General features: G+C 39.2%; 1 pseudogene. It reads left to right on the plus strand.

Annotated elements, in window-relative coordinates:
* Positions 1-1164, plus strand: a pseudogene (locus PVV63_RS10250) (hypothetical protein); the annotation flags it as partial.

The raw sequence follows: 1164 nt of genomic DNA on the forward strand, positions 1-1164 counted from the left end.
AAGTTATCAATATTGGTACAGAAGTAGAAGGTACAGAACTCAATATTTCAAATAAAGACAAAGTAGATCGGACACTTTCTGGTGTTAAGGCAGCAGAGAATGACAATGAAGCAGTCAATAAAGCGCAACTTGATCAAAGTTTAGAGAAGCTTTCTAGCAGCCTTCAGTCTGATGATTCAGCTGTTGTTCATTACGATAAAAAAGATGGTGATAATGGCGTCATTGATTACACGAGTGTGACTTTAGGTAAAGGTAAGGATGCAGGACCAGTTGCGCTTCATAATGTCAAAGATGGTACCATTGCTGAAAATTCACGTGATGCAATTACGGGTAGTCAGATCAACACGATTTCTCAGGATTTAGCCAAGTTTTTTGGTGGTGATGCAAAATTTGTTGGCGGTACGTTTACAGGACCAACCTACAAGTTATCGAAGGTTGATGCAGATGGTAATATAACAGACAGTTCTTTTAATAATGTTGGTAGTGCATTTACTGGTCTTGATGATAATATCAAGAATGTGAATGCACGGATTAAGGAAGTTTCTGAAGGGGTAGCGCAGGATTCCTTGAATTGGAGCGAGACTGCACATGCCTTTGTAGCGCGTCATGAAAAGAGCAAAGAAGAAAAAGGCAGAGCTGTAAGGACACAAGAAAACAGTAGAATTACGTTTCTAGCAAATGGTGAGATTAGCGCTAAATCAACAGATGCTGTAACAGGTAATCAACTTTATTCAATGAATCAGACATTTGCGACGTATTTTGGTGGAGGAGCAGGTTATGATAAAGATGGACAATGGAAAGCACCAAGTTTTGTGATCAAGAAAGTTAATGCAGAAGGGACAGAAAGTGAGGAAAGCTACAATAGTGTAGCGGAAGCATTTGCTGGTGTTGCGAGTTCTATCACGAATGTTCATAATGATGTAACCAATGTTGTCAGTGATAGCCTTGCCAAGCAGGATGAAAAGACAAAAGTTATCAATATTGGTACAGAAGTAGAAGGTACAGAACTCAATATTGCAAATAAAGACAAAGTAGATCGGACACTTTCAGGTGTTAAGGCAGGAGTGCTTTCAGCAGAATCGACAGAAGTTGTAAATGGCTCTCAGTTATTTGCGACTAATAAAAATGTTACGACAGTGACTACCAGTCTAGACAGTGTTTCTA

The sequence above is a fragment of the Bartonella sp. CM31XJBT genome (assembly GCF_028618555.1).
GTDB lineage: Bacteria > Pseudomonadota > Alphaproteobacteria > Rhizobiales > Rhizobiaceae > Bartonella.